The 20,945-nt window shown below is 73.8% G+C and carries 13 protein-coding genes; 3 read left to right on the top strand and 10 right to left on the bottom strand.

The window, feature by feature from the left end; translation table 11 throughout:
• Window positions 1–82 precede the first annotated feature (82 nt).
• Window positions 83–2,965, bottom strand: a complete 2,883-nt coding sequence (locus tag ACFYUY_RS31430) for a vitamin B12-dependent ribonucleotide reductase (protein WP_387905719.1) — start codon at window positions 2,963–2,965, stop codon at window positions 83–85.
• 204 nt (window positions 2,966–3,169) lie between these two features.
• The gene (nrdR, locus tag ACFYUY_RS31425) at window positions 3,170–3,667 is read right to left on the bottom strand and encodes a transcriptional regulator NrdR (protein ID WP_387905717.1); all 498 of its coding nucleotides are present in this window, start codon (window positions 3,665–3,667) and stop codon (window positions 3,170–3,172) included.
• Between the two features lie 562 nt (window positions 3,668–4,229).
• Here nrdR and lexA point away from each other — a divergent pair.
• Window positions 4,230–4,892, top strand: a complete 663-nt coding sequence (lexA, locus tag ACFYUY_RS31420; protein ID WP_224281048.1) for a transcriptional repressor LexA — start codon at window positions 4,230–4,232, stop codon at window positions 4,890–4,892.
• A 206-nt stretch (window positions 4,893–5,098) separates the two neighbouring features.
• On the opposite strand, the gene ACFYUY_RS31415 is transcribed toward lexA, so the two are convergent.
• From ACFYUY_RS31415 to ACFYUY_RS31395, 5 genes are read right to left on the bottom strand one after another with little or no spacing between them, the layout of a single operon-like run.
• The gene (locus ACFYUY_RS31415) at window positions 5,099–7,234 is read right to left on the bottom strand and encodes an ATP-dependent DNA helicase (RefSeq protein ID WP_387905715.1); all 2,136 of its coding nucleotides are present in this window, start codon (window positions 7,232–7,234) and stop codon (window positions 5,099–5,101) included.
• Window positions 7,235–7,246: 12 nt separating this feature from the next.
• Window positions 7,247–9,070 carry an IucA/IucC family protein gene (locus tag ACFYUY_RS31410; RefSeq protein ID WP_387905713.1) on the bottom strand — a complete coding sequence of 608 codons (1,824 nt, stop codon included), beginning with the start codon at window positions 9,068–9,070 and terminating at the stop codon, window positions 7,247–7,249.
• The gene (locus ACFYUY_RS31405; RefSeq protein WP_360212325.1) at window positions 9,048–10,454 is read right to left on the bottom strand and encodes a SidA/IucD/PvdA family monooxygenase; all 1,407 of its coding nucleotides are present in this window, start codon (window positions 10,452–10,454) and stop codon (window positions 9,048–9,050) included. Before ACFYUY_RS31405 ends, ACFYUY_RS31410 begins: the two co-directional genes overlap by 23 nt.
• 9 nt (window positions 10,455–10,463) lie before the next feature.
• The gene (locus ACFYUY_RS31400; RefSeq protein WP_387905711.1) at window positions 10,464–11,102 is read right to left on the bottom strand and encodes a GNAT family N-acetyltransferase; all 639 of its coding nucleotides are present in this window, start codon (window positions 11,100–11,102) and stop codon (window positions 10,464–10,466) included.
• Window positions 11,099–13,084 carry an IucA/IucC family protein gene (locus tag ACFYUY_RS31395; RefSeq protein ID WP_387905709.1) on the bottom strand — a complete coding sequence of 662 codons (1,986 nt, stop codon included), beginning with the start codon at window positions 13,082–13,084 and terminating at the stop codon, window positions 11,099–11,101. The genes ACFYUY_RS31400 and ACFYUY_RS31395 overlap by 4 nt, the downstream gene beginning before the upstream one ends.
• A 360-nt stretch (window positions 13,085–13,444) precedes the next feature.
• Between ACFYUY_RS31395 and ACFYUY_RS31390 the strand changes: the two genes are divergently transcribed.
• Together ACFYUY_RS31390 and ACFYUY_RS31385 are read left to right on the top strand one after the other, a co-directional pair.
• Entirely contained in the window at window positions 13,445–14,617 is a 1,173-nt protein-coding gene (locus ACFYUY_RS31390; protein ID WP_387905706.1) for a trypsin-like serine peptidase, read from the top strand.
• A 41-nt stretch (window positions 14,618–14,658) separates the two neighbouring features.
• Entirely contained in the window at window positions 14,659–15,780 is a 1,122-nt protein-coding gene (locus ACFYUY_RS31385) for a hypothetical protein (protein WP_360212331.1), read from the top strand.
• Between the two features lie 110 nt (window positions 15,781–15,890).
• On the opposite strand, the gene hflX is transcribed toward ACFYUY_RS31385, so the two are convergent.
• From hflX to dapF, 3 genes are all read right to left on the bottom strand, one after another.
• Window positions 15,891–17,393: a GTPase HflX gene (hflX, locus tag ACFYUY_RS31380; protein ID WP_360222226.1), complete on the bottom strand. Its 1,503-nt coding sequence runs from the start codon at window positions 17,391–17,393 to the stop codon at window positions 15,891–15,893.
• A gap of 103 nt (window positions 17,394–17,496) precedes the next feature.
• Window positions 17,497–19,851 (bottom strand): RelA/SpoT family protein, encoded by a 2,355-nt coding sequence (locus ACFYUY_RS31375; protein ID WP_387905702.1) that lies wholly within the window; start codon window positions 19,849–19,851, stop codon window positions 17,497–17,499.
• Between the two features lie 174 nt (window positions 19,852–20,025).
• Entirely contained in the window at window positions 20,026–20,934 is a 909-nt protein-coding gene (gene dapF / locus ACFYUY_RS31370; protein WP_387905699.1) for a diaminopimelate epimerase, read from the bottom strand.
• Window positions 20,935–20,945: the final 11 nt, after the last annotated feature.

The following is a 20,945-nucleotide window of genomic DNA, read 5'->3' as shown; positions in this document are numbered from 1 at the left end:
ACGACGAAAAGAGGCGGGGCGAGGACGTGAAGTCCTCGCCCCGCCTCAGCGGGTGCTCACCCCCGCGGGGTGGCGACCGGTGTCAGCTGCAGCCGCTGGTGGAGCCGCAGCCCTCGCAGAGGTAGCAGCTGCCGGCGCGGCGCATCTTGGTGCCGCAGGAGAAGCAGAGCGGCGCGTCGGCGTTGAGGCCGAGCTGGATCTCCATCAGCTCCGTGGAGTTGTGGGCCTGCTTCGCGGCCGGCTTGGGCGCCTCGACGGCCGGAGCCGGCTTGGCGACCACCGGGGCGGACTGGGCGAGCGACTCGGTGTCGAGCTCCTCCGCGTCCAGCGGCTCGTAGGACCCGGTCTCCAGGTGGCGCTGGCGCTCCTCGACGGAGTGGATGCCGAGCGCCGAACGGGTCTCGAAGGGCAGGAAGTCCAGCGCCAGGCGGCGGAAGATGTAGTCGACGATCGACTGCGCCATCCGGACGTCCGGGTCGTCGGTCAGGCCGGCCGGCTCGAAGCGCATGTTGGTGAACTTCGAGACGTACGTCTCCAGCGGCACGCCGTACTGCAGGCCGACCGAGACGGCGATGGAGAAGGCGTCCATCATGCCCGCGAGGGTCGAACCCTGCTTGGACATCTTGAGGAAGACCTCGCCGAGGCCGTCGTCCGGGTAGGAGTTGGCGGTCATGTAGCCCTCGGCGCCGCCGACCGTGAAGGAGGTGGTGATGCCCGGGCGGCCCTTGGGCAGGCGCTTGCGGACGGGGCGGTACTCGACAACCTTCTCGACCGCGGCGACCGGGGTCGCGGACGCCTCCTCGGACGTGGCCCCGGAGTCCCTCTTCTTCGCCGAGAGCGGCTGGCCGACCTTCGAGTTTTCCCGGTAGATGGCGAGCGCCTTGACGCCCATCTTCCACGCCTCGAAGTAGATCTCCTCGACGTCCTCGACGGTCGCGGCGGCCGGCATGTTGACGGTCTTGGAGATGGCTCCGGAGATCCACGGCTGGATCGCGGACATCATCCGCACGTGGCCCATCGGCGAGATCGAGCGCTCGCCCATCGCGCAGTCGAACACCTCGTAGTGCTCGGCCCGGAGGCCGGGGGCGTCGACGACGTTGCCGTGCTCGGCGATGTGCGCGACGACCGCCTCGATCTGCTCGTCCTGGTAGCCGAGGCGCTTGAGGGCGCGCGGGACGGTGCCGTTGACGATCTGCATCGAGCCGCCGCCGACGAGCTTCTTGAACTTGACCAGGGCGAGGTCGGGCTCGACGCCGGTGGTGTCGCAGTCCATCATCAGGCCGATGGTGCCGGTGGGGGCGAGCACCGAGGCCTGGGCGTTGCGGAAACCGTTCTGCGCGCCGATGCGCAGGACGTCCTGCCAGGTGTCGTTGGCCGCGGCCCAGACCGGGGCGTCCAGCTCGTCCAGCGAGACGGCGGCGAGCGAGGCGTCCGCGTGCTGCTTCATGACCCGCTGGTGCGGGGCCGCGTTGCGGGCGTAGCCGTCGTACGGGCCGACGACGCCGGCGAGTTCGGCGCCGCGGCGGTAGGCGGTGCCGGTCATCAGGGAGGTGATGGCGCCGGCCAGGGCGCGGCCGCCCTCGCTGTCGTAGGCGTGGCCGGTGGCCATCAGCAGGGCGCCGAGGTTGGCGTATCCGATGCCGAGCTGGCGGTAGGCGCGGGTGGTCTCGCCGATCTTCTCGGTGGGGAAGTCGGCGAAGCAGATGGAGATGTCCATCGCGGTGATGACCAGCTCGACGACCTTGGCGAAGCGCTCGGCGTCGAACGAGTCGTCGTCGCGCAGGAACTTCATCAGGTTCAGCGAGGCGAGGTTGCAGCTGGAGTTGTCCAGGTGCATGTACTCGGAGCAGGGGTTGGACGCGTTGATGCGGCCGGACTCCGGGCAGGTGTGCCAGTGGTTGATGGTGGAGTCGTACTGGATGCCGGGGTCGGCGCAGGCCCAGGCGGCCTCGGCCATCTTGCGGAACAGCTTCTTGGCGTCGACGGTCTCGATGACCTCGCCGGTCATCCGGGCGCGCAGGCCGAATTCGGTGCCGTTCTCGACGGCCGTCATGAATTCGTCGGAGACGCGGACGGAGTTGTTGGCGTTCTGGTACTGGACGGAGGTGATGTCGTCCCCGCCGAGGTCCATGTCGAAGCCCGCGTCGCGCAGGGCGCGGATCTTCTCCTCCTCCTTCACCTTGGTCTCGATGAAGGCCTCGACGTCCGGGTGGTCGACGTCGAGCACGACCATCTTGGCCGCGCGGCGGGTGGCGCCGCCGGACTTGATGGTGCCGGCGGAGGCGTCGGCGCCGCGCATGAAGGAGACCGGGCCCGAGGCGTTGCCGCCGGAGGAGAGCAGCTCCTTGGAGGAGCGGATCCGGGAGAGGTTGAGGCCGGCGCCGGAGCCGCCCTTGAAGATCATGCCCTCTTCCTTGTACCAGTCGAGGATCGACTCCATGGAGTCGTCGACGGCCAGGATGAAGCAGGCGCTGACCTGCTGGGGCTGCTTGGTGCCGACGTTGAACCAGACCGGCGAGTTGAAGCTGAACACCTGGTGGAGGAGGGCGTGGGTCAGCTCGTGCTCGAAGATCTCGGCGTCGTCCGGGTTCGCGAAGTAGCCGTGCTTCTCGCCGGCGGCGCGGTAGGTGAGCACCACGCGGTCGATGATCTGCTTGAGGCTCCACTCGCGCTGCGGGGTGCCGACGGCGCCGCGGAAGTACTTGGACGTGACGATGTTGACGGCGTTCACCGACCAGAAGTCGGGGAACTCGACGCCGCGCTGCTCGAAGTTGATCGACCCGTCGCGCCAGTTGGTCATGACGACGTCGCGGCGCTCCCAGCGGACCTCGTCGTACGGGTGCACGCCAGGAGTGGTGTAGATGCGCCCGATCCGAAGACCGCCCTTGGGGGCCTTGCCGGCACCCTTGGCCGCGGCCTTGTCGGACTTCGACCCGCGTGCGGAACCGCTCGTGGTGTCTGTCACTTCTTCCTCCTCCTGGGCAAACGCCCGAAGTGCCCTGAAAAGTCCGGGCACCGCTGGTTCGTTCTTCCGGTGTGCGGGCAGCGGGGAGTCCTCGCCTGCTTGCGCACGGTTTGTTGTGTTCTGCGCCCTTTTTCAGGGCGTGCGTGGGCCCCGGGGGGCCGGTGTGGTGCGGTAGGCCCGCTGGGGGCCGGGGTGCGGCGCCTCCTAGGGCGCGGCGGCGACGACGGGCACGCAGGTGCCGTCCGCCTCGGGGACGGGCCGCTCGGCGCGGAGCTCCGCGATGGCGGCCTCGAAGTCTTCCAGTCCGTCGTAGGCCTGGTACACGCTGGCGAAGCGCAGGTAGGCGACCACGTCGAGGTCCTTGAGCGGGCCGAGTATGGCCAGCCCGACGTCGTGGGTGGTCAGCTCGGCGTTGCCGGTGGCGCGCACGCACTCCTCGACCCGCTGGCCGAGCTGGGCGAGGGCGTCCTCGGTGACCGGGCGGCCCTGGCAGGCCTTGCGGACGCCGCTGATGACCTTTTCCCGGGAGAAGGGCTCGGTGACCCCGCTGCGCTTGATGACCATCAGCGCGGCCGTCTCCACGGTGGTGAAGCGGCGGCCGCAGTCCGGACACTGCCGGCGCCTGCGGATGGAGCTGCCGTCTTCGGTGGTCCGGCTGTCGACAACGCGGCTGTCGGAGTGCCGGCAGAAGGGGCAGTGCACCTGAGGATCCCTCCGTGGCAGAACGTGCGGACCTGTTGAGTCTATGCGATGCGACCCCGGCCTCGGCAAGCTGATCATGCACCGTAACCACTAGTACTGGGCCCAGAGAGGACTGTAGCCACTACATGTAGGTCTCCGGGGGGATGCGGCACCCCTGGCGTGTCGGCGCCGATTAGACTGCCGAAGTCGACGTCCGGTCGAACATTTAATCGATGTACAACAAAGCCTTGATCGAGTCAGCCAACTCCCGAATAATTCACTCGAACGTGTGTTTGGCGCAACCTTTCGATAGGAGGTGCGTTGGGCTGGAAAAGGGAGAGGACAGCCGTCGAGAGGGGCCGCCGTGAACACCATTGAAAGCAACACCATCCCGGTGCAGGAACACTCCCAGTTCAAGGTGGGGCAGCGCACCACGAATCAGCAGGGTGTGGACATCAGCATGGACCGTAGCGAAGACCACCGCCTCTCCGGCCCGGCAGTCTCCGGCGCGAGCCGCGTCCCCGACCAGCCGATCGAACACTCGCCCGCACTGGACGACGCCCATCCGTCGCCCACCCGCGCGATGCCCGGCCGCCCCCCCGGAATCCGGACGGACGAGGCCGGCCTCACCGAGCGCCAGCGCCGCGTGATCGAGGTCATCCGGGACTCCGTCCAGCGCCGGGGGTACCCGCCGTCCATGCGCGAGATCGGCCAGGCCGTCGGCCTGTCCAGCACCTCCTCGGTCGCCCACCAGCTGATGGCCCTGGAGCGCAAGGGCTTCCTGCGCCGCGACCCGCACCGCCCGCGCGCCTACGAGGTCCGCGGCGTCGAGGTGGCCCGTCCGAACACCGCCGAGACGGCCGGCCGGCCGTCCACCTCCTACGTGCCGCTGGTCGGCCGGATCGCCGCCGGCGGGCCGATCCTGGCCGAGCAGACGGTCGAGGACGTCTTCCCGCTGCCCCGCCAACTGGTCGGCGAGGGCGAGCTGTTCGCGCTGACGGTGCGCGGCGACTCGATGATCGAGGCGGCCATCTGCGACGGCGACTGGGTCACCGTGCGCCGCCAGCCGGTCGCCGAGAACGGCGACATCGTGGCCGCGATGATCGACGGCGAGGCGACCGTCAAGCGGCTCAAGCGCGAGGACGGCCGGATCTGGCTGATGCCGCACAACCCGGCGTACGAGCCGATCAACGGCGACAACGCGACCATCCTGGGCAAGGTCGTCGCGGTCCTGCGCCGTCTCTGAGCGCCCGCCGCGGCCCGCACCGGGAAGGGGCTCCACCGCACGACTGCGGGGAGCCCCTCCGGCGCGTCCGGGGCCGGGGTCGGCGTCGGGGCCGGGGCTGGGGACGGGCTCCGCGGCCCGGGCCGGCCGTCAGAACCCGCCCGGCCGACCGCACCGACCGGCCGACCGCACCGACCGGCCGGACCGCCCGAACCCAGCCCGGCGGCTCAGCCCCTCTTCACCACCGGCCGGACCGGCACCGCCGAGGCGTCGATGGCCGCCAGCGAGCGGCGCACCTGGTTGCGGTCCGTGGTGTACCAGAACTCCGGCATCGAGGACCGGAAGAAGCTCCCGTACCGCTTCGTCTCCACCCGTGGGTCCAGCACGGCCACCACGCCGCGGTCGTCCGCCGCGCGCACCAGCCGGCCCGCGCCCTGCGCCATCAGCAGCGCCGCGTGCGTCGCCGCGACGGCCATGAAGCCGTTCCCGCCGCGCTGTTCGACGTCCTTCTGGCGGGCGCTCATCAGCGGGTCGTCCGGCCGGGGGAACGGGATGCGGTCCATCACGACCAGCTGGCAGGCGGAGCCGGGCACGTCCACGCCCTGCCAGAGCGACAGGGTGCCGAACAGGCAGGTGGTCGCGTCCGAGGCGAACTCGCGGATCAGCTCGCCGAGGGTGTCCTCGCCCTGGAGCAGGATCCGGTTGTCCAGCCGCTCCCGCATCGCCTCGGCCGCCGTCTGGGCGCCGCGCATCGAGGAGAACAGGCCGAGCGTGCGGCCGCCGGCCGCGCCGATCAGCTCGGCCAACTCGTCCAGCATGTCGGGCCGTTCGGGGTCGCGGCCCGGTTCGGCGAGGTGCCGTGCGACGTACAGGATGCCCTGCTTGGGGTACTTGAACGGCGATCCGACGTCGATGCCCCGCCAGTGCGGGGCGGCGTCCTCGCCGAAGCCCGGCTCGGGGTTGTCCCCCTCGGTGCGCTCGTCCGGCAGCCGGGCCTCGGAGGGCAGGCCGACGGAGGCGGCGACGCCGTTGAAGTCCCCGCCGAGCTTGAGGGTGGCCGAGGTGAGCACCACCGAGCGCTCCTTGTACAGGCCCTCGCGGAGCAGCCCGGAGACGCTGAGCGGCGCGACCCGCAGCGAGGCGGTGCCCATCCCGAAGCGGTCGCTGCGCTCGATCCAGACCACGTCGTACTCGGAGTCCTCCAGCAGCCGCTCGGCCGTCTCGTGCAGGGACTCCGCGGAGGCCATCGCCTGCTTGCGGACGGCGTCCTCGTCGCTGAGCGCCTTGTCGCGGGTCTCACCGAGCGAGGTGATCACCTGGCGGGAGGCGTCCCGGATGGCGGTGACGGCGTAGGCCAGGTACTCGGGCAGTTCCTCGACCCGGCCGGGCTGGGCGGTCTCCATCAGGCCGTGGAAGTTCTCGGCCGCAGCCTGCAGGGCGTCCACGGCCTTCTCGTTGGCGAGCCGGGCGGCCCGCTTGACCGCCCGGTTGACGGCGCCGACCGTCAGCTCGGCGGTGGCCGCGCCGGTGACCCGGTTGACCAGCTCGTGCGCCTCGTCGACGATCAGCAGCCCGTGTTCGGGCAGCACCGGCGCGCCCTCGATCGCGTCGATGGCGAGCATCGCGTGGTTGGTGACCACCACGTCCGCCAGCTTGGCCCGCTCGCGGGCCTTCTCGGCGAAGCACTCCTGCCCGTAGGCGCAGCGGGTGGCACCGAGGCACTCCTTGGAGGTCACCGCCAGCTGGGCCCAGGCCTTGTCGGAGACGCCGGGGCTGAGGTCGTCGCGGTCCCCGGTCTCGGTCTCGTCGGCCCACTCGCGCAGCCGCAGGACGTCCTGGCCGAGCTTGCTGGCGGGCCCGCCGAGCACCTCGGCCGCGTCGAACAGGCCCTCGCCCTCGTCGCTCGGGGTGCCCTCGTTGGCCCGGTGCAGGCACAGGTAGTTGGAGCGGCCCTTGAGCATCGCGAACAGCGGCCGGCGGCGCAGCACCGGGTGCAGCGCCTCGACGGTGCGCGGCAGGTCGCGTTCCACCAGCTGGCGCTGGAGCGCCAGGGTGGCGGTGGCGACCACCACGCGGTCGCCGTGGGCGAGCGCGGGGACGAGGTAGGCGAGGGACTTTCCGGTGCCGGTGCCGGCCTGGACGAGCAGGTGCTCGGCGTTGTCGACCGCGTCGGCGACGGCCTCGGCCATCCGGGCCTGCCCGGGGCGCTCCACACCGCCGACGGCCGCGACCGCGGCGTGCAGCAGTTCGGGGATGCGGGCGCGCGGGACGGCGACGGCCTCCTCGGCCCCGGGGGCCTCGGAGGCGTCGGCGTCGTCCTCGTCGGGGAGGTCGGGGAGCTGGGATTCGGAGTCGTTCGTCATGACCCTCCCACCCTACGGGGCGGGGGTGACAATCCGGCTCCGTTGCCCGGGTAGATCCGCCTCCAGGGTCACCAGGGCGTTCGGGACGGTGCCGTACCGGGCGGCGTGCGGGCGGTGCGGGCGGTCCTGGTAGCCGTCGAGGAGCAGCCGGTTGCGGTTGAGGCAGAGCCGGTCGATCCGGGGCCGGAAGAGGTCGAACAGCTCGAAGCGCTCGTGCAGCCCGGGGAAGCGCTCCTGGTAGCGGTGGACCTCGGCGCGCAGCAGGGCCCAGAACTCGGTCTCGGGGAGTCCGGTCTGCGCCTCCAGCAGCGGGGCGAGGTAGCGCAGGACGCCGATGAAGAGTCCGGAGTGGAGGAACTGGCAGAGCCCCTGGGGGCCCTCCCGGAGCAGCACGTCGTCGACCTCGGGGGGCAGGTCGCGCAGTTCGGGCAGGTCCTGGTCGCTGAGGTTGACGTCGTCGACGAAGTCCTTCACCGCGAGCCTGGTCGGCCTCTCGCGGCCGTCGAAGACGACGATGGCGTTCTCCCCGTGCGGGGAGAAGACCAGCCCGTAGCGGTAGAGGAAGTGCAGCAGCGGCGGCAGCAGGGCGCCGAACAGCCGGGCGGTCCAGGCGGCGGGGGTGAGGCCGGAGCGGGCGATCAGTTCGGCGGCGAGCGCCCGGCCGTCGGAGCCGGTCTGCAGCAGGGCGGCGAGGGTGCGGGCCCGTTCGTCCGCGGTCAGGGCGGGGCCGAGGGGTTCGCGCCAGATCGCGCCGAGGAGCTCCTTGTACTGGTAGGGCGCCTCGGGCAGTTCGCGGTAGAGGGGGTGGTCGACGGTGACCGAGGCGATCTCGCCGAGGAGGATCACCCGGCACTCGTCGCGCAGGTAGGGGTCGGCGTCGCGCAGGCCGTGGATCCAGGCGGTGACGGCGGGCGCGGCGAGGGTGCGTTCGGTGGGCAGGCCGCGCCAGACCAGGGTGTTGAGGATGGCCAGGGGCAGTTTGACGGTGCAGCGTTCGGGGTGGGCGGTGTTGAAGAAGGAGCGGATGGACTGCTGGGGCAGTCGTGGGTCGCCGTCGGAGGGCAGCGGGACGATCTCGCCGGAGGCGATCCAGGGCGCGAACAGCGGGAGGACGGTCTCGTCCCACTGCCAGGGGTGGACCGGCAGCAGCAGGTAGTCGTCGGCGGCCGGTCCGAGGGCGGCGCGCAGTGCGTCCGGGTCGTCGAGTTCGCGGGCGTACAGCTGCTCGGGCCGTTCCAGGCCCGGTACGCCGCGGTACTGGGCGAGCCTGCGGTGGACGGCGATCCAGGGCAGCGGGCGCGGGGTGCGGGCCTCGGGGGCCCAGCGGGCGGTGTCGCCGGCGGAGAAGCCGATCCGGCCCTTGTTGGGGACGATCCAGGGGTGGCCGTCCTGGCGGCCCTCCAGGCCGGGGTGGTCGAGGTCGGCGAGTTCGGCGGCGGTGAGCGCGGTGGCGAGCTGGCGCGCGTCGGCGGTGAGGGTGGCGGTGAGTTCGCGGATCAGGTGGCCGGTGGTTTCGCCGCGCAGGCCGAGGGCGTGCCGGGCGTGCGGGAGGAAGCGCAGCGGGTCGAGGCCCTCGGGGTCGGTGCAGCGGACGGAGTCCGGGTCGACCCGCCAGCTGCCGTAGGCGCCCCGGCGGGCGGTGAAGCGGTACTCGGCCGCGGGCAGCGCCAGCAGGTACTCGTCGGCCGCGGTGCCGGGGGTGGGGGTGAGCAGTTCCTCGTAGGAGAACTCGCCGATCATCTTGGCCAGCAGGGCGCGGCCGGCCCGCCGCCAGTGCCCGGCGGTCAGGTGCGGGGGCAGGTAGAGCGGCGGTTCAGCGGCCGGCGGTTGCGGCACGGGTCAGCTCCTGGGGGCGGGGGACGGTGGTGGTCCCGGGGGCGGGGGTGCCGGCGGCGGGTCCGGGGGCGGGCGGTGCGAAGCCGGTCCAGGCGGTGCGGGTGGGCAGCCGGTGGACGGTGCGGCCGGTGACGGCGTTGAGGATGACGGCGGCGCGGTGGGCGCCGAGGCCGAGGTCGGGGGTGCCGACGCCGTGGGTGTGCAGTTCGGCGTTCTGGACGTAGAGGCCGCCGGTGAGTTCGGGCCGGGTGGCGACCCGGTGGTCGAGGTCGACCCGGTAGCGCCCGGCCCCGTCCCAGTCGATCAGGTGGGCGAGCGGTTCGAGGGCGGCCGGTCGGGCGGCCCGGTAGCCGGTGGCGAGCACCACGGCGTCGGTGCGCAGCACGTGTTCGGCGCCGGAGTCGGTGTGCCGGCAGCGCAGTTCGAGGCCTCCGCAGGGGCCGGGCCGGGCGTCGGTGACGGCGGTGCCGGGGGTGATCTCGAGCGGGGCGGTGTCGATGGGGTGGCCGATGGTGCGCTCGTAGAGGTGGTCGTGGATCTCGGCGAGGGTCTCGGCGCTGGCGGCCTTGTGCAGCTGCCACTGGGCGGTGACCAGGGTGTCCCGGACGGCTTCGGGCAGGCCGTGGAAGTAGCGGGTGTAGTCGGGGGTGAAGTGTTCCAGGCCGAGCTTGGAGTACTCCATGGGTGCGAGCGCCCTGGTCCTGGTGAGCCAGCGCAGCCGGACGGCGTCGCCGTCGTGGCGGCGGAGCAGGTCGAGGAGGACCTCGGCGCCGGACTGTCCGCTGCCGATGACGGTGATGTCGCGGGCGTCGGCGAGGTCGGCGCGGCGGTCCAGGTAGTCGGCGGAGTGGAAGGCCCGGGGGTGGCCGGCGAGGTCGGCGAAGGCCTCGGGCAGGACGGGCCGGGTGCCGACGCCGAGGGCGAGGTTGCGGGCCCGGACGGTGCTGCGCCGCCCGGTCGCGGTGTCAGTGAGTTCGGCGCGGTAGCAGTCGCCCTCCCAGTGCAGGGCGGTGACCTCGGTGCCGAAGCGGCAGTTGGCGAGGCGTTCGGCGGCCCACCGGCAGTAGTGGTCGTACTCGCGGCGCGGCAGTTGGAAGCGTTCGGCGAAGTAGAAGGGGAAGAGGCGGTCCTGGTCGCGCAGGTAGTTGAGGAAGGACCACGGGTTGGTCGGGTCGACGAGCGAGACCAGGTCGGCGAGGAAGGGCACCTGCATCCGGGCGCCGTCGACGAGCATGCCGGGGTGCCAGCGGAACTCGGACCGCTGGTCGCAGAAGAGGGTGCGCAGGCCGGGGACGGGGTCGGCGAGCGCGGCGAGCGAGAGGTTGAACGGGCCGATGCCGACGCCGAGCAGGTCGTACGGCGGCGGGGGTGCTGGGGTGTCCACGGGACTGTCCTAGGCGGGGAGTAAGCGGGAGCGGACCATCAGGGCGGCGCGCTTGTCGGGCAGGTCGAGTTCGGCGGCCGTCCGGAACCCGGCCCGTTCGAAGGCCCGGACGGAGCGGCGGTTGCGGACGTCCGGTTCGGCGAGGACCCGTTCGCAGCGGGGCCGCCGGTGCAGGACGAGGTCCGCGACGGCGGCCAGCAGGACGGCGCCGAGGCCCCGGCCGCGGCTCTCGGCGGGGCCGAGCAGCAGGTGGAGGCCGGTGTCGTGGGGTCGGGCCGGGTAGTGCCGGGCGAGCGGGTCGAGGTCGGCTCGGTAGACCTCCCAGTAGCTCATCGGGGTGCCGTCGAGCAGACCGAGGCAGGGCACGCTGCGGCCGTCGCCGTGGAGTTGGGCCCGGACGTGCCGTTCGGTGGTGGCGGGCGGTCCGGCGAGGTCCCAGAACGCGTCGACCTCGGGGTCGTTCATCCACCCGGTGAGCAGGTCGAGGTCGGCGGGCAGCCGGAGGGGGCTGAGCCGGAACGGGCCGGCCGGGGTGGGGACGGCACCCCATCCGGGCAGGTGGTCGAGCAGGGCGCCCGGTCCGGGCCGCGCCGGGACGGAGTGCACCGGGCGGGGCCGCGCGCCGGTGCCGGTGTCCTCGGGGTTCACGCGTGCCCCGTCCGCGACCGTCGTCCGCCCGCCCGGTCGGCCACCGGGTTGGGGATGTCCACGTAGACGGACTGGGTGGCGACCGGTCCGACGAGTTCGTCCAGGCCGTTGATCCGGGTGAGCAGGTTGGCCTTGCAGGGCAGGGTGGGTGCGTCGAGCAGCAGGGCGGGCAGGGCCGAGCCGGTGGCGGCGGCCCGCGGGCCGGCCAGGAACCGCCGCAGTCCGGCGAGCAGGACGGTCTCGTCGGCGAGTCCCTGGCTGCCGAGCGCGCCGACCAGGCCGAGGACGTGGTTGATGCCCAGGTAGTAGGCGAAGTGGTGGTCGATCACGTCGTCGGGCAGGAAGGTGTCGCTCCGGTCGCCGAGTCCGGGCAGGCGGGCGGTGAGCCGGTCGGCGGCGCTCTCCCGGTAGTAGTAGCCCTGGTTGTCGCGGTAGCGGCCGCCGTCGGGCCAGCCCTCGGCGTCGAGCAGGACGAGGCTGTTCTGCTGGTGCGCCTCCAGGGCGATGCCGGCCCGGCCGTCGAGCCACAGGACGGGCAGGACGACGGCGTCCAGGTAGCGCAGGAACCATTCGGCGGCGACGGTCCGCAGCGGGCGGGCGTGTCGGGCGGCGAGGGCGCGCAGGGTGTCGCCGAGCCGGGAGGGCACGGTGTCACCGGTGCCGAGGGGCTGTTCGGCGACGAGTCCGGCGAGGCAGTACGCGCGGTCGGCGGGGGCGAAGGGCTGGGCGCGCAGCACGGTGTCCAGGCCGCCCGGGTCCCCGAGCGCGGGGTGGTCGACGCCGATCCAGGCCGGGTCGCGGACGACGTCGAAGCCGGGGTGGGCGGCCCGCCACTCGGTGGCGAGTCCGCTCTCCAGCAGCCGGTGCACCTCGAGTCCGCGGTGGAGTTCCTTGCGCAGGTTCTCCCGGCGGGAGTTGGTGATCCGCAGGCCGAGCGAGAGCTTGAGCATCCACGGGGTGCCGGGCCGGTAGACGGTGCGCACGGAGGAGGTGGGGTACCAGGGTTCGCCGGCCGGGCCGAGGTCGTGCAGCAGTCCGTCGGCGAGGAGTTCGGCGACGGCGGGGCGGTGGGCGAGTTCGCGGGCCTGCCAGGGGTGCAGCGGCAGGGCGGCGGTGCCGGGCGGCAGGGCGGCGTGGTCGCCGAGCAGGCCGGCGGTGATCCGGTCGGCGCTCTCGTCGAGGGCGGAGCCGGCGGCGAGCAGCCGGCGGTCGACGGCGTACCAGTGGAGCCGGAAGGAGCCGTGCAGTTCGGGCGAGTAGGCGGCGCTCTGGGCCGGGCCGAGGCCGTCGCGGCTCTTCGGGGTGGGGTGCAGCGGGTGGCCGAGGAGCAGGGACTGTTCGGCGGCGAGGAAGTGCGAGTGCTCCGGTCCGCCGGCGGGCGCGGCGGTGCGGCGGTGGGCGAGGATCTCGGCGGTGCGCACGACCGAGTCGGCGACCCGGGCGGCGAGGTCGGCGACCTGTCCGGGGTCGGGCCGTTCGGCGGCCGCGGCGGCGAGCAGCGCGGCGGCGGTGACGGCGTCGACGGGCGCGGCGCCGGGTCCGGGGCCCTCCCCCGCGGCGGTGTCGTGGGCGGCGAGGACGGCGGGGCCGAACCGGTGCCAGCCGCCGGGAGACCAGTGGCGGACGGGGGCGGAGAGCAGGGCGGCGCCGCCGAGGACGGCGATCCGCAGTCGGCCGTCGGGGCCGGGCCGGGCTCCGGTCTCGCGCGTCCAGCAGCGCAACAGGGCTTCCAGTCCGGCCTGTTCGGCGGCGACGGCCGGGTCGGGGTGGAGCAGCGGGTCGGGGTGGAGCAGCGGCGCCGGCGGGCCCGGCTGGAGCAGCGGCGCCGGCGGGCCCGGCTGGAGCAGCGGGCCGGGCTGCGGCGGCGGGCCCGGATCGGCCGGCCGGGGCGCACCGCCCGACGCCTGCGCGTCCTCCGGGTCCCCGGGGGGCTCCGCCTGCAGCGGGGGGTCGGGCGGGGCTCCGGTGAGGGCGGTGCTCAAGGCTGCTCCTTGGGACGCGTGGGGGTGCCGACGCGCACGGGTGGTGGACGGTTCGGCGGGCACTCGCACCGCGGCGTCAGGTAAGGGTTACCTATCCCTGAGGGGTGATCACAAGAACGGCTCACTCGTCCGGGTGAAGATCCGGGATTGTTCACCGCCCGGGAGGACGGCCCGGTTGTGCCGCCGGGCGGGACGCCCCGGTGCGCCGCCGGGCCGGCGTGGGCCGCATCACGGATCGGTGACCTGTGGTCAGGAACGCAACCCGGGGGGCGGCCGCCGCCGTCCTGGTGTCCGGTGGAAGACTCCACAGCGGCGAGCCGCCGCACGACAGCCCGACCGAGCACAGGGGGAAGCGCACAGATGCCATCGATCCACCGGTCAGCCTTGGCCGCCGCCCTGGTCACCGGAACCCTGCTCGCGGCGAGCGCCTGCGGGCCGGACGGCCCGGCCGGCGGCGGGGGCGGCGCGGCGCCGCCGCCGGCCTCCGCGAGCAGCGCCTCCGCCGGCGGCGGACTGATCGGCGGGATCACCCTCCCGTCGGGCCTGCCGACCAGTCTGCTGGAGGGCCTGCCCAAGACCTGGGACGACCTGAAGAAGTGGCGCTTCGAGGACTGGGACAAGTGGGCGTCCCAGCACGTCTTCAACAACCCGGTGGTGAAGGACTTCTGGAACCCGGACAAGATGGGCGACTCCAAGCCCGCCGAGCCGGCCCCGCCCACCGCCAAGCCCGCCACCGACAACGGCGTGACCGATCCGGAGCCCGCCGCGGTCAAGGCCACCCCGGTGGCCCGCCCGTACACGAAGCAGCCCTCCGGGAAGGTGTTCTTCAGCGCCCAGGGCGGCCGGGGCAACTGCTCGGCGACGGTGATCACCGACCCGCAGCACCCGGGCCGGAGCAACCTGGTCTGGACGGCCGGCCACTGCGTGCACGCGGGCAAGGGCGGCGACTTCTTCAAGGACCTGGTCTTCGTCCCCGCCTACAACAACTCGGGCGCCTCCAGCGGCGGCAAGAAGGCCCCGCTGTCCGAACTGGCCCCGCTGGGCACCTGGTGGGCCGACCTCGTCACCACCTCGCCGCAGTGGATGGTGGAGGGCGGCGAGAGCGGTGACGCCGCGAACCAGTACGACTTCGCGATCATGCGGGTGCACAACCAGAACGACACCGGGAAGTCGCTGGAGGAGACGGTCGGTTCGGCCGTCCCGGTCTGGTTCGACGCCCCGCGGGACAAGGTGTCCGTCGCCGCGGTCGGCTACCCGCTCTACAAGCCGTTCGACGGCCAGGAGCTGTACCGGTGCGACGGCGGGAAGCCGACCCGGCTGTCGTTCGACGCGAAGCGCCCGTCGATGCTCACCATCGGCTGCAACATGACCCAGGGCGCCAGCGGCGGCGGCTGGTTCGCCACCATGCCGGACGGGCGGACCGCGCTGGTCAGCAACACCTCGATCGGCACCCAGGACCACACCTCGCTGAGCGGCCCCTACCTGGAGGCGGTCGCCCGGCAGGCGCTGGACTGGATCTCCAGGAAGCCGTAGCCGCACGGCCGGCGGAGACCGCACCCGGGGGACGATGCACCATGCCCAAGCACACCGGCCGCGCACCGCGGCGCCGGCCCGCGGCGGCCGGCGCCGCGGTGCTCGCCGCACTCGTGCTCGCCGCGACCGCCTGCGGCCCGGACGGCCCCGGCGCCCCCGCGCCGCCGCCCGCCGCGCTCCCCCGGGCGGTCCCCACCGGCCCGGACGACCTGGCGGGCTGGAAGCTGGAGGACTGGACGCGCTACGTCGCCGACAGCGGCTCCGCCGAGGAGGCGCCGCCGGGCGCCTGGACGGCCGGGCGGATGGCCGCCGCCAAGGGCCGGCCGACGCCGGAGTACCCGCTCGCCTCGGCGCCGGCGGGCGTCCAGCACGACGCCCCGCCGCCCGCCGGCCGGGCCGTCCCGCAGCCGCGCCCGTACGGCCCGGCCTCCGCCGTGGTCGGCCGGCTCTTCGCCGGCACGGCCCACGGCGACACGGCCTGCTCGGGCACGGTGGTCTCCGACCCGGCCAACCCGGGCCGCAGCAACCTCGTCTACACCGCCGCGCACTGCCTGCACGAGGGCGGGGGCGGCGGCTGGCTGAAGGGCGTCACCTTCGTCCCCGGCTACAACCGGGACGGCGGGGCGGTCCGCGGCCGGCCGGCCACCGAGCAACAGCTCGCGCCGTACGGCCGGTGGACGGCGGTGCGCGCGCTGGTGTCCCCGACCTGGCTGCGGGAGGGCGGCGTCGGCGCCCGCCACCAGTACGACTACGGGATCGTCCGGGTGCGCGGCGAGGAGGCCTCCGGGCCCTCACTGGAGGAGGTCGTCGGCGCCGCCGTCCCGGTCTGGTTCAACGCCCCGCGCGAGCAGGTCACCTCGGCCGCCGCGTACGGCTACCCGGCCGAGCGGCCGTCCGACGGGCTGGAGCTCGACCGCTGCGACGCCGCCACCGCACCCGGCCGGCTGTCCTTCGACCGGGCCCGCCCGCCGATGTACGTGATCGGCTGCCCCATGACGGGCGGCGCCGACGGCGGCGGCTGGTTCATCACCAAGGACGGCAAGCCGAACCTGGTCAGCGTGACCGCGCTCGGCGGCCGCACCCCGGACGGGTACCTGGCCGGCCCCGCCCTGCAGGACCAGGCGAAGCGGGCCTTCGACTTCTTCAGCAAGAGCACCAGGTGACGCACGGGCCGCGTCCCCGGGCCGTCCGGACGGCCCGGGGACGCGGAGGGCCCCGGACGCATCCGTCCGGGGCCCTCCGTCACCGTTCGTGCCGCACCGCGGCAGCGGCCTCAGCCCTGCAGCGCCACCGTGAAGCGCTCCAGTTCGGCGGCCAGCTCGGCCGGCACCTTGGCGTGCAGCAGGGTGCCCTCGCCGGTGTGCTCGGTGGCGAGCAGCTCGCCCTCGGCGTGCACCCGCGAGACCAGCCCGCCGTGGGTGTAGGGCACCAGGGCCCGCACCTCGACGGCCGGACGCGGCAGCTCGTCGTCGATGAGCTTCAGCAGCTCCTCGATGCCCGCGCCGCTGCGGGCCGACACCACGATGGCGTGCGGCTCGCGGCGCAGCAGGCGCTGCAGCACGTGCGGGTCGGCGGCGTCCGCCTTGTTGATCACCACGATCTCCGGCACGTTCTGCGCGTCGACCGAGACGATGACCTCGCGGACGGCGGCCAGCTGCGTCTCCGGCTCGGGGTGCGAGCCGTCGACCACGTGCAGGATGAGGTCGGCGTCGGCGACCTCCTCCATGGTGGAGCGGAAGGCCTCGACCAGGTGGTGCGGCAGGTGCCGGACGAAGCCGACGGTGTCGGCCAGGGTGTAGACCCGCCCGCTCGGCGTCTGGGCCCGGCGGACGGTCGGGTCCAGGGTGGCGAACAGCGCGTTCTCCACCAGGACGCCGGCGCCGGTGAGCCGGTTGAGCAGGGAGGACTTGCCGGCGTTGGTGTACCCGGCGATGGCCACCGACGGCACCTGGTGGCGCTTGCGCTCCTGGCGCTTGGTGTCGCGGCCCTTCTTCATCTCGGCGATCTCCTTGCGGAGCTTCGCCATCTTCTCGCGGATCCGGCGCCGGTCGGTCTCGATCTTGGTCTCACCGGGACCACGGGTGGCCATGCCGCCGCCGGACGAGCCGGAGCCGCCACCACCCATCTGCCGGGAGAGCGACTGGCCCCAGCCGCGCAGGCGCGGCAGCATGTACTGCATCTGCGCGAGCGAGACCTGCGCCTTGCCCTCCCGGGACTTGGCGTGCTGGGCGAAGATGTCCAGGATCAGGGCCGTCCGGTCGACGACCTTGACCTTGACCACGTCCTCCAGGTGGATCAGCTGCCCGGGGGTGAGCTCACCGTCGCAGACCACGGTGTCGGCACCGGTCGCGGCGACGATGTCGCGCAGTTCCTGGGCCTTGCCGGAGCCGATGTAGGTGGCCGCGTCGGGCTTGTCGCGGCGCTGGATGACGCCGTCCAGCACCTCGGAGCCGGCCGTCTCGGCGAGCGCGGCGAGCTCGGCCATCGAGTTCTCCGCCTCCTCCAGGGTGCCGTCCGTCCAGACGCCGACGAGGACCACGCGCTCCAGGCGGAGCTGGCGGTACTCGACCTCGGTGACGTCCTCGAGTTCGGTGGAGAGGCCGGCGACCCTACGGAGCGCGGCGCGCTCGCTGCGGTCGTACTGGTCGCCGTCGTAGTGGTGGCCGTGGTCCTCGTCGATGGCCGCGAGGTCCTCGTCCATGAGGGCTTCAGCCCGCATACCGTCCAGGCGGCGCGGGGCGTCGGCGTGGTCGCGGGTGTCGAACGTGGAGGTCATTCTGTCCTTTGGTCGCTGGTGCGGATGGCCTGTGCGGACGGCTCGCGCCGCCCACCGGGAGTCTGCCCAGCTTCCGCCCCGCTTACCGTCCGGGCGAGGTGAGCTACCCCTCGGGTCCTCGGGTGCCACCGGGGCTCCTGTGCCCTGTGAACGCCGCGGACCGGCCGTGAATTCCCCATGATGGTCGCACGCCCGGCGCGGGCTGGTCATCCCCATTTCCCCCGGGGTCGCGGGCGCCGCCGCCCTCGGGGGCGTGCGGGCGGCTCACGTCGTACACCCCGGACACCCGGAGCATCGCCCGCATCAGCGCGGGCAGCACGGCCGGCTCGGGCAGTTCCACCGTGTAGGTGTGCCGGACCCGCAGTTCCTGCGGCGGTTCGACCTCGGCGGAGACGATGCCCACGCCCTCGGCGGAGATCGCCGCAGTGAGGTCGGCGAGCAGCCGGGGGCGGTTCAGCGCCTCGGCCCGCAGGGTGGCCCGGTGGCCGGCCGCCGGGGCGCCCTGCGGCTGCCAGCGGACCTCCAGCTCCGCGCGGCCCGCCTCGCGCATCCGCTCCCCGGCCGGGCAGCCGGTGCGGTGCACGGCGACGGCGCCGCCGCGGATCGGGTAGCCGGCCACCTCGTCCGGCGGGACGGGCGTGCAGCAGCGGGCCAGCCGGACCGGCGCCCCGGGGTGCCCGGCCACCGCGACCGGCGCCGGGCGGCGTTCCGGGCGGCGCTGCGCGGCCGGGGCGGGCTGGCCGCTGGAGGGCCCGGTGCGCACCACGGGGAGCCGGGCCGGGTGGTCGGCGAGCCAGCGTTCGATGGCCAGCCGGGCCGCCGGGGTCCGGGCGTGGGCCAGCCACTCGGGGGCCGGTCCGGAGGGTTCGGCGGCGGGTGCGCCGGCCCCGGCGGGCGCGCTCCCGGCGGGCCCGGCCGGGGTGGGCGCGGTCTCGGTGAGCACGGCGAGCAGGTCGCCGTCCTGGAGCACGGTGGAGAGCGCGGTGAGCCGGCCGTTGACCCGGGCGCCGATACACCGGTGGCCGGTCTCCTCGCCGAGCAGGTAGGCGGCGTCCACGCAGGTGGCGCCGGCCCGCAGCTGAAGCGTTTCGCCGTCCTCGGTCACCACGGTGATCTCGCGGTCGCCGGCCAGGTCGGCGGTGAGCGCGGACCAGAAGGCGTCCGGGTCGGGCGTCTCCTGCTGCCACTCCAGCAGCCGGCTGAGCCAGCCGGGCCGGGCCGGGTCGGTGCGGTCGAGCTCGTCGGCGTCCTGGACGGCGCCGGCCGGCTCCGGGTCCCCGAGCGCGACCACCCCCGTCTCGGCGACCGCGTGCATCCGCCGGGTGCGCACCAGCACCTCGACCACCTCACCGCCGCCCAGCGCCACGGCGGTGTGCAGCGACTGGTAGAGGTTGAACTTGGGGGCGGCGACGAAGTCCTTGAACTCGCCGGGCAGCGGCGTCCAGCAGGTGTGCAGTTCGCCGAGCACGGCGTAGCAGTCGGCGTTCTCCTCGACGACCACCAGCAGCCGCCCGAAGTCGGCCGGCTGCGGCCCCTGCGGCCGCCCGTCCGGGCCGGGCGCGGCGGCCCGCTTGAGCAGCACCCGGTGCAGCGAGACGCAGTGCCGGGGGCGGACGGTGACCTCGGCGGTGACCCCGGTCTCGGCGAGCTGGCGGGCCAGCTGCCGGGCGAAGGGCTCCAGCAGCGCGTCGGGCTCGCCCTCGTGACCGGCCATCAGGGCCCTGGTGCGGGCGTGTTCCTCCGGGTGCAGGGTGGCGAAGACGATGTCCTCGAGCTCCGCCTTGAGCACCTGGATGCCGAGCCGCTCGGCCAGCGGGATCAGCACGTCCCGGGTGACCTTGGCGATCCGCACCTGGCTGGCCGGCTTCATGTGCCGGATGGTGCGCATGTTGTGCAGCCGGTCGGCGAGCTTGACGACCATCACCCGGACGTCGTCGCCGGTGGCGACCAGCATCTTGCGGAAGGTCTCGGCCTCGGCGGCGGCGCCGAAGTCGACCTTCTCCAGCTTCGTCACCCCGTCCACCAGGTAGGCGACTTCGGGCCCGAAGCCCTCGCCGACCTGCTCCAGCGTCAACTCGGTGTCCTCGACGGTGTCGTGGAGCAGCGAGGCGACCAGGGTGGTGGTCCCGGCGCCGAGTTGGGCCAGGATCATGGTGACGGCGAGCGGGTGGGTGATGTACGGCTCGCCGCTCTTGCGCTTCTGGCCGCGGTGGCTGGCCTCGGCGAGCCGGTACGCGCGGGCGAGCAGGCCGAGGTCGGCCTGCGGATGGTGCTCGCGGTGGACCCGGACGAGCGGTTCGAGGGCGTCCGGGACGGGCGGCCGGCCGGTGGCCAGCAGGGCGGCCCGGCCGGCCCGGCCGAGTGCGGCCCGGCCGAGTTCCCCCAGGGGCCGCCTGGCCCCGGCTTGCCGTGCGGACGTCGGCTGCCCCGTCAGGGACTGCCCGGCTTCGATGGTCATCGGCGCACCTCCGGCAGCGATCACCGGTTGCCCGCCTGCCCCTCTCGGGGGCGCTCGGCCCGGTGGTCCATGCTACCGAGCAGAGCACGTTCCGCGATGCGTTGCTTCCCGTCCGCGACCGGCATCACCCGAACGGGCGGATTCGCCGGCTCGCGAAGTGGGCAAACCGGGCCGTCAGCCGACGAGGGTCGCCCACCAGCGCGGGTCGATCTCGCCGCCCGCCACGATCACCGCGGGCCCGGTCATGTCGATCCGGCCGTCCGGGTGCTCGGTGACGACCACCCGGCCGCCCGGCACGTCCACGGTGTAGGTGGCGGGCTCCCCGGTGACCGCCGGGTCGACGCCGTCCCGGCGGATGGCGGCCACCGCGACGGCACAGGTGCCGGTGCCGCAGGAGCGGGTCTCCCCGGAGCCGCGCTCGTGCACCCGCATGGCGACGTGCCGCGGCCCGCGGTCCACCACGAACTCGACGTTGACGCCCTCCGGGTACACGCCGTCGGGGCTGGTGAGCGGGGCGGTGTACAGGTTCCCCGCGTGCTCCAGGCTCTCGACGAAGGCCACCGCGTGCGGGTTGCCCATGTTCACGTTCAGCGCGGGCCAGCGCCGGGCGCCGACCGCGACCTCGACGCCGTCCGGCCCGGGCAGCCGCGCCCGGCCCATGTCGACGGTGACCTCGCCGAGCGTGCCGTCCGCGGCGTCCTCGGCGACCCTCGCCCGCCGCACCCCGGCGCGGGTGGCGATCGCCAGCTCGCCCGGCTTCGCCAGCCCTGACTCGACCAGGAAGCGGGCGAACACCCGCACGCCGTTGCCACACATCTCGGCGATGCTGCCGTCGGCGTTGCGGTAGTCCATGAACCACTCGGCCCGGTCGGCCTGGTCCACCGCGGCCGGGTCGGCGGCGGAGCGCACCACGCGCAGCAGCCCGTCCCCGCCGATGCCGGCCCGCCGGTCGCACAGGGCGGCGACGGCCTGCGGGCCGAGCGCCAGTGCGCCGTCCGGGTCCGGGATGATGACGAAGTCGTTCTCGGTGCCGTGCCCCTTGAAGAAGCGGGGGCCGGCCTGCTGCGGGGAGGATGCGCTCACCCTCCCGATGG

Source organism: Kitasatospora sp. NPDC004745 (assembly GCF_042873275.1).
Taxonomy (GTDB): domain Bacteria; phylum Actinomycetota; class Actinomycetes; order Streptomycetales; family Streptomycetaceae; genus Kitasatospora.
The sequence above is the reverse complement of the archived record's forward strand: the minus strand, read 5'-3'. Positions and strand labels throughout refer to the sequence as shown.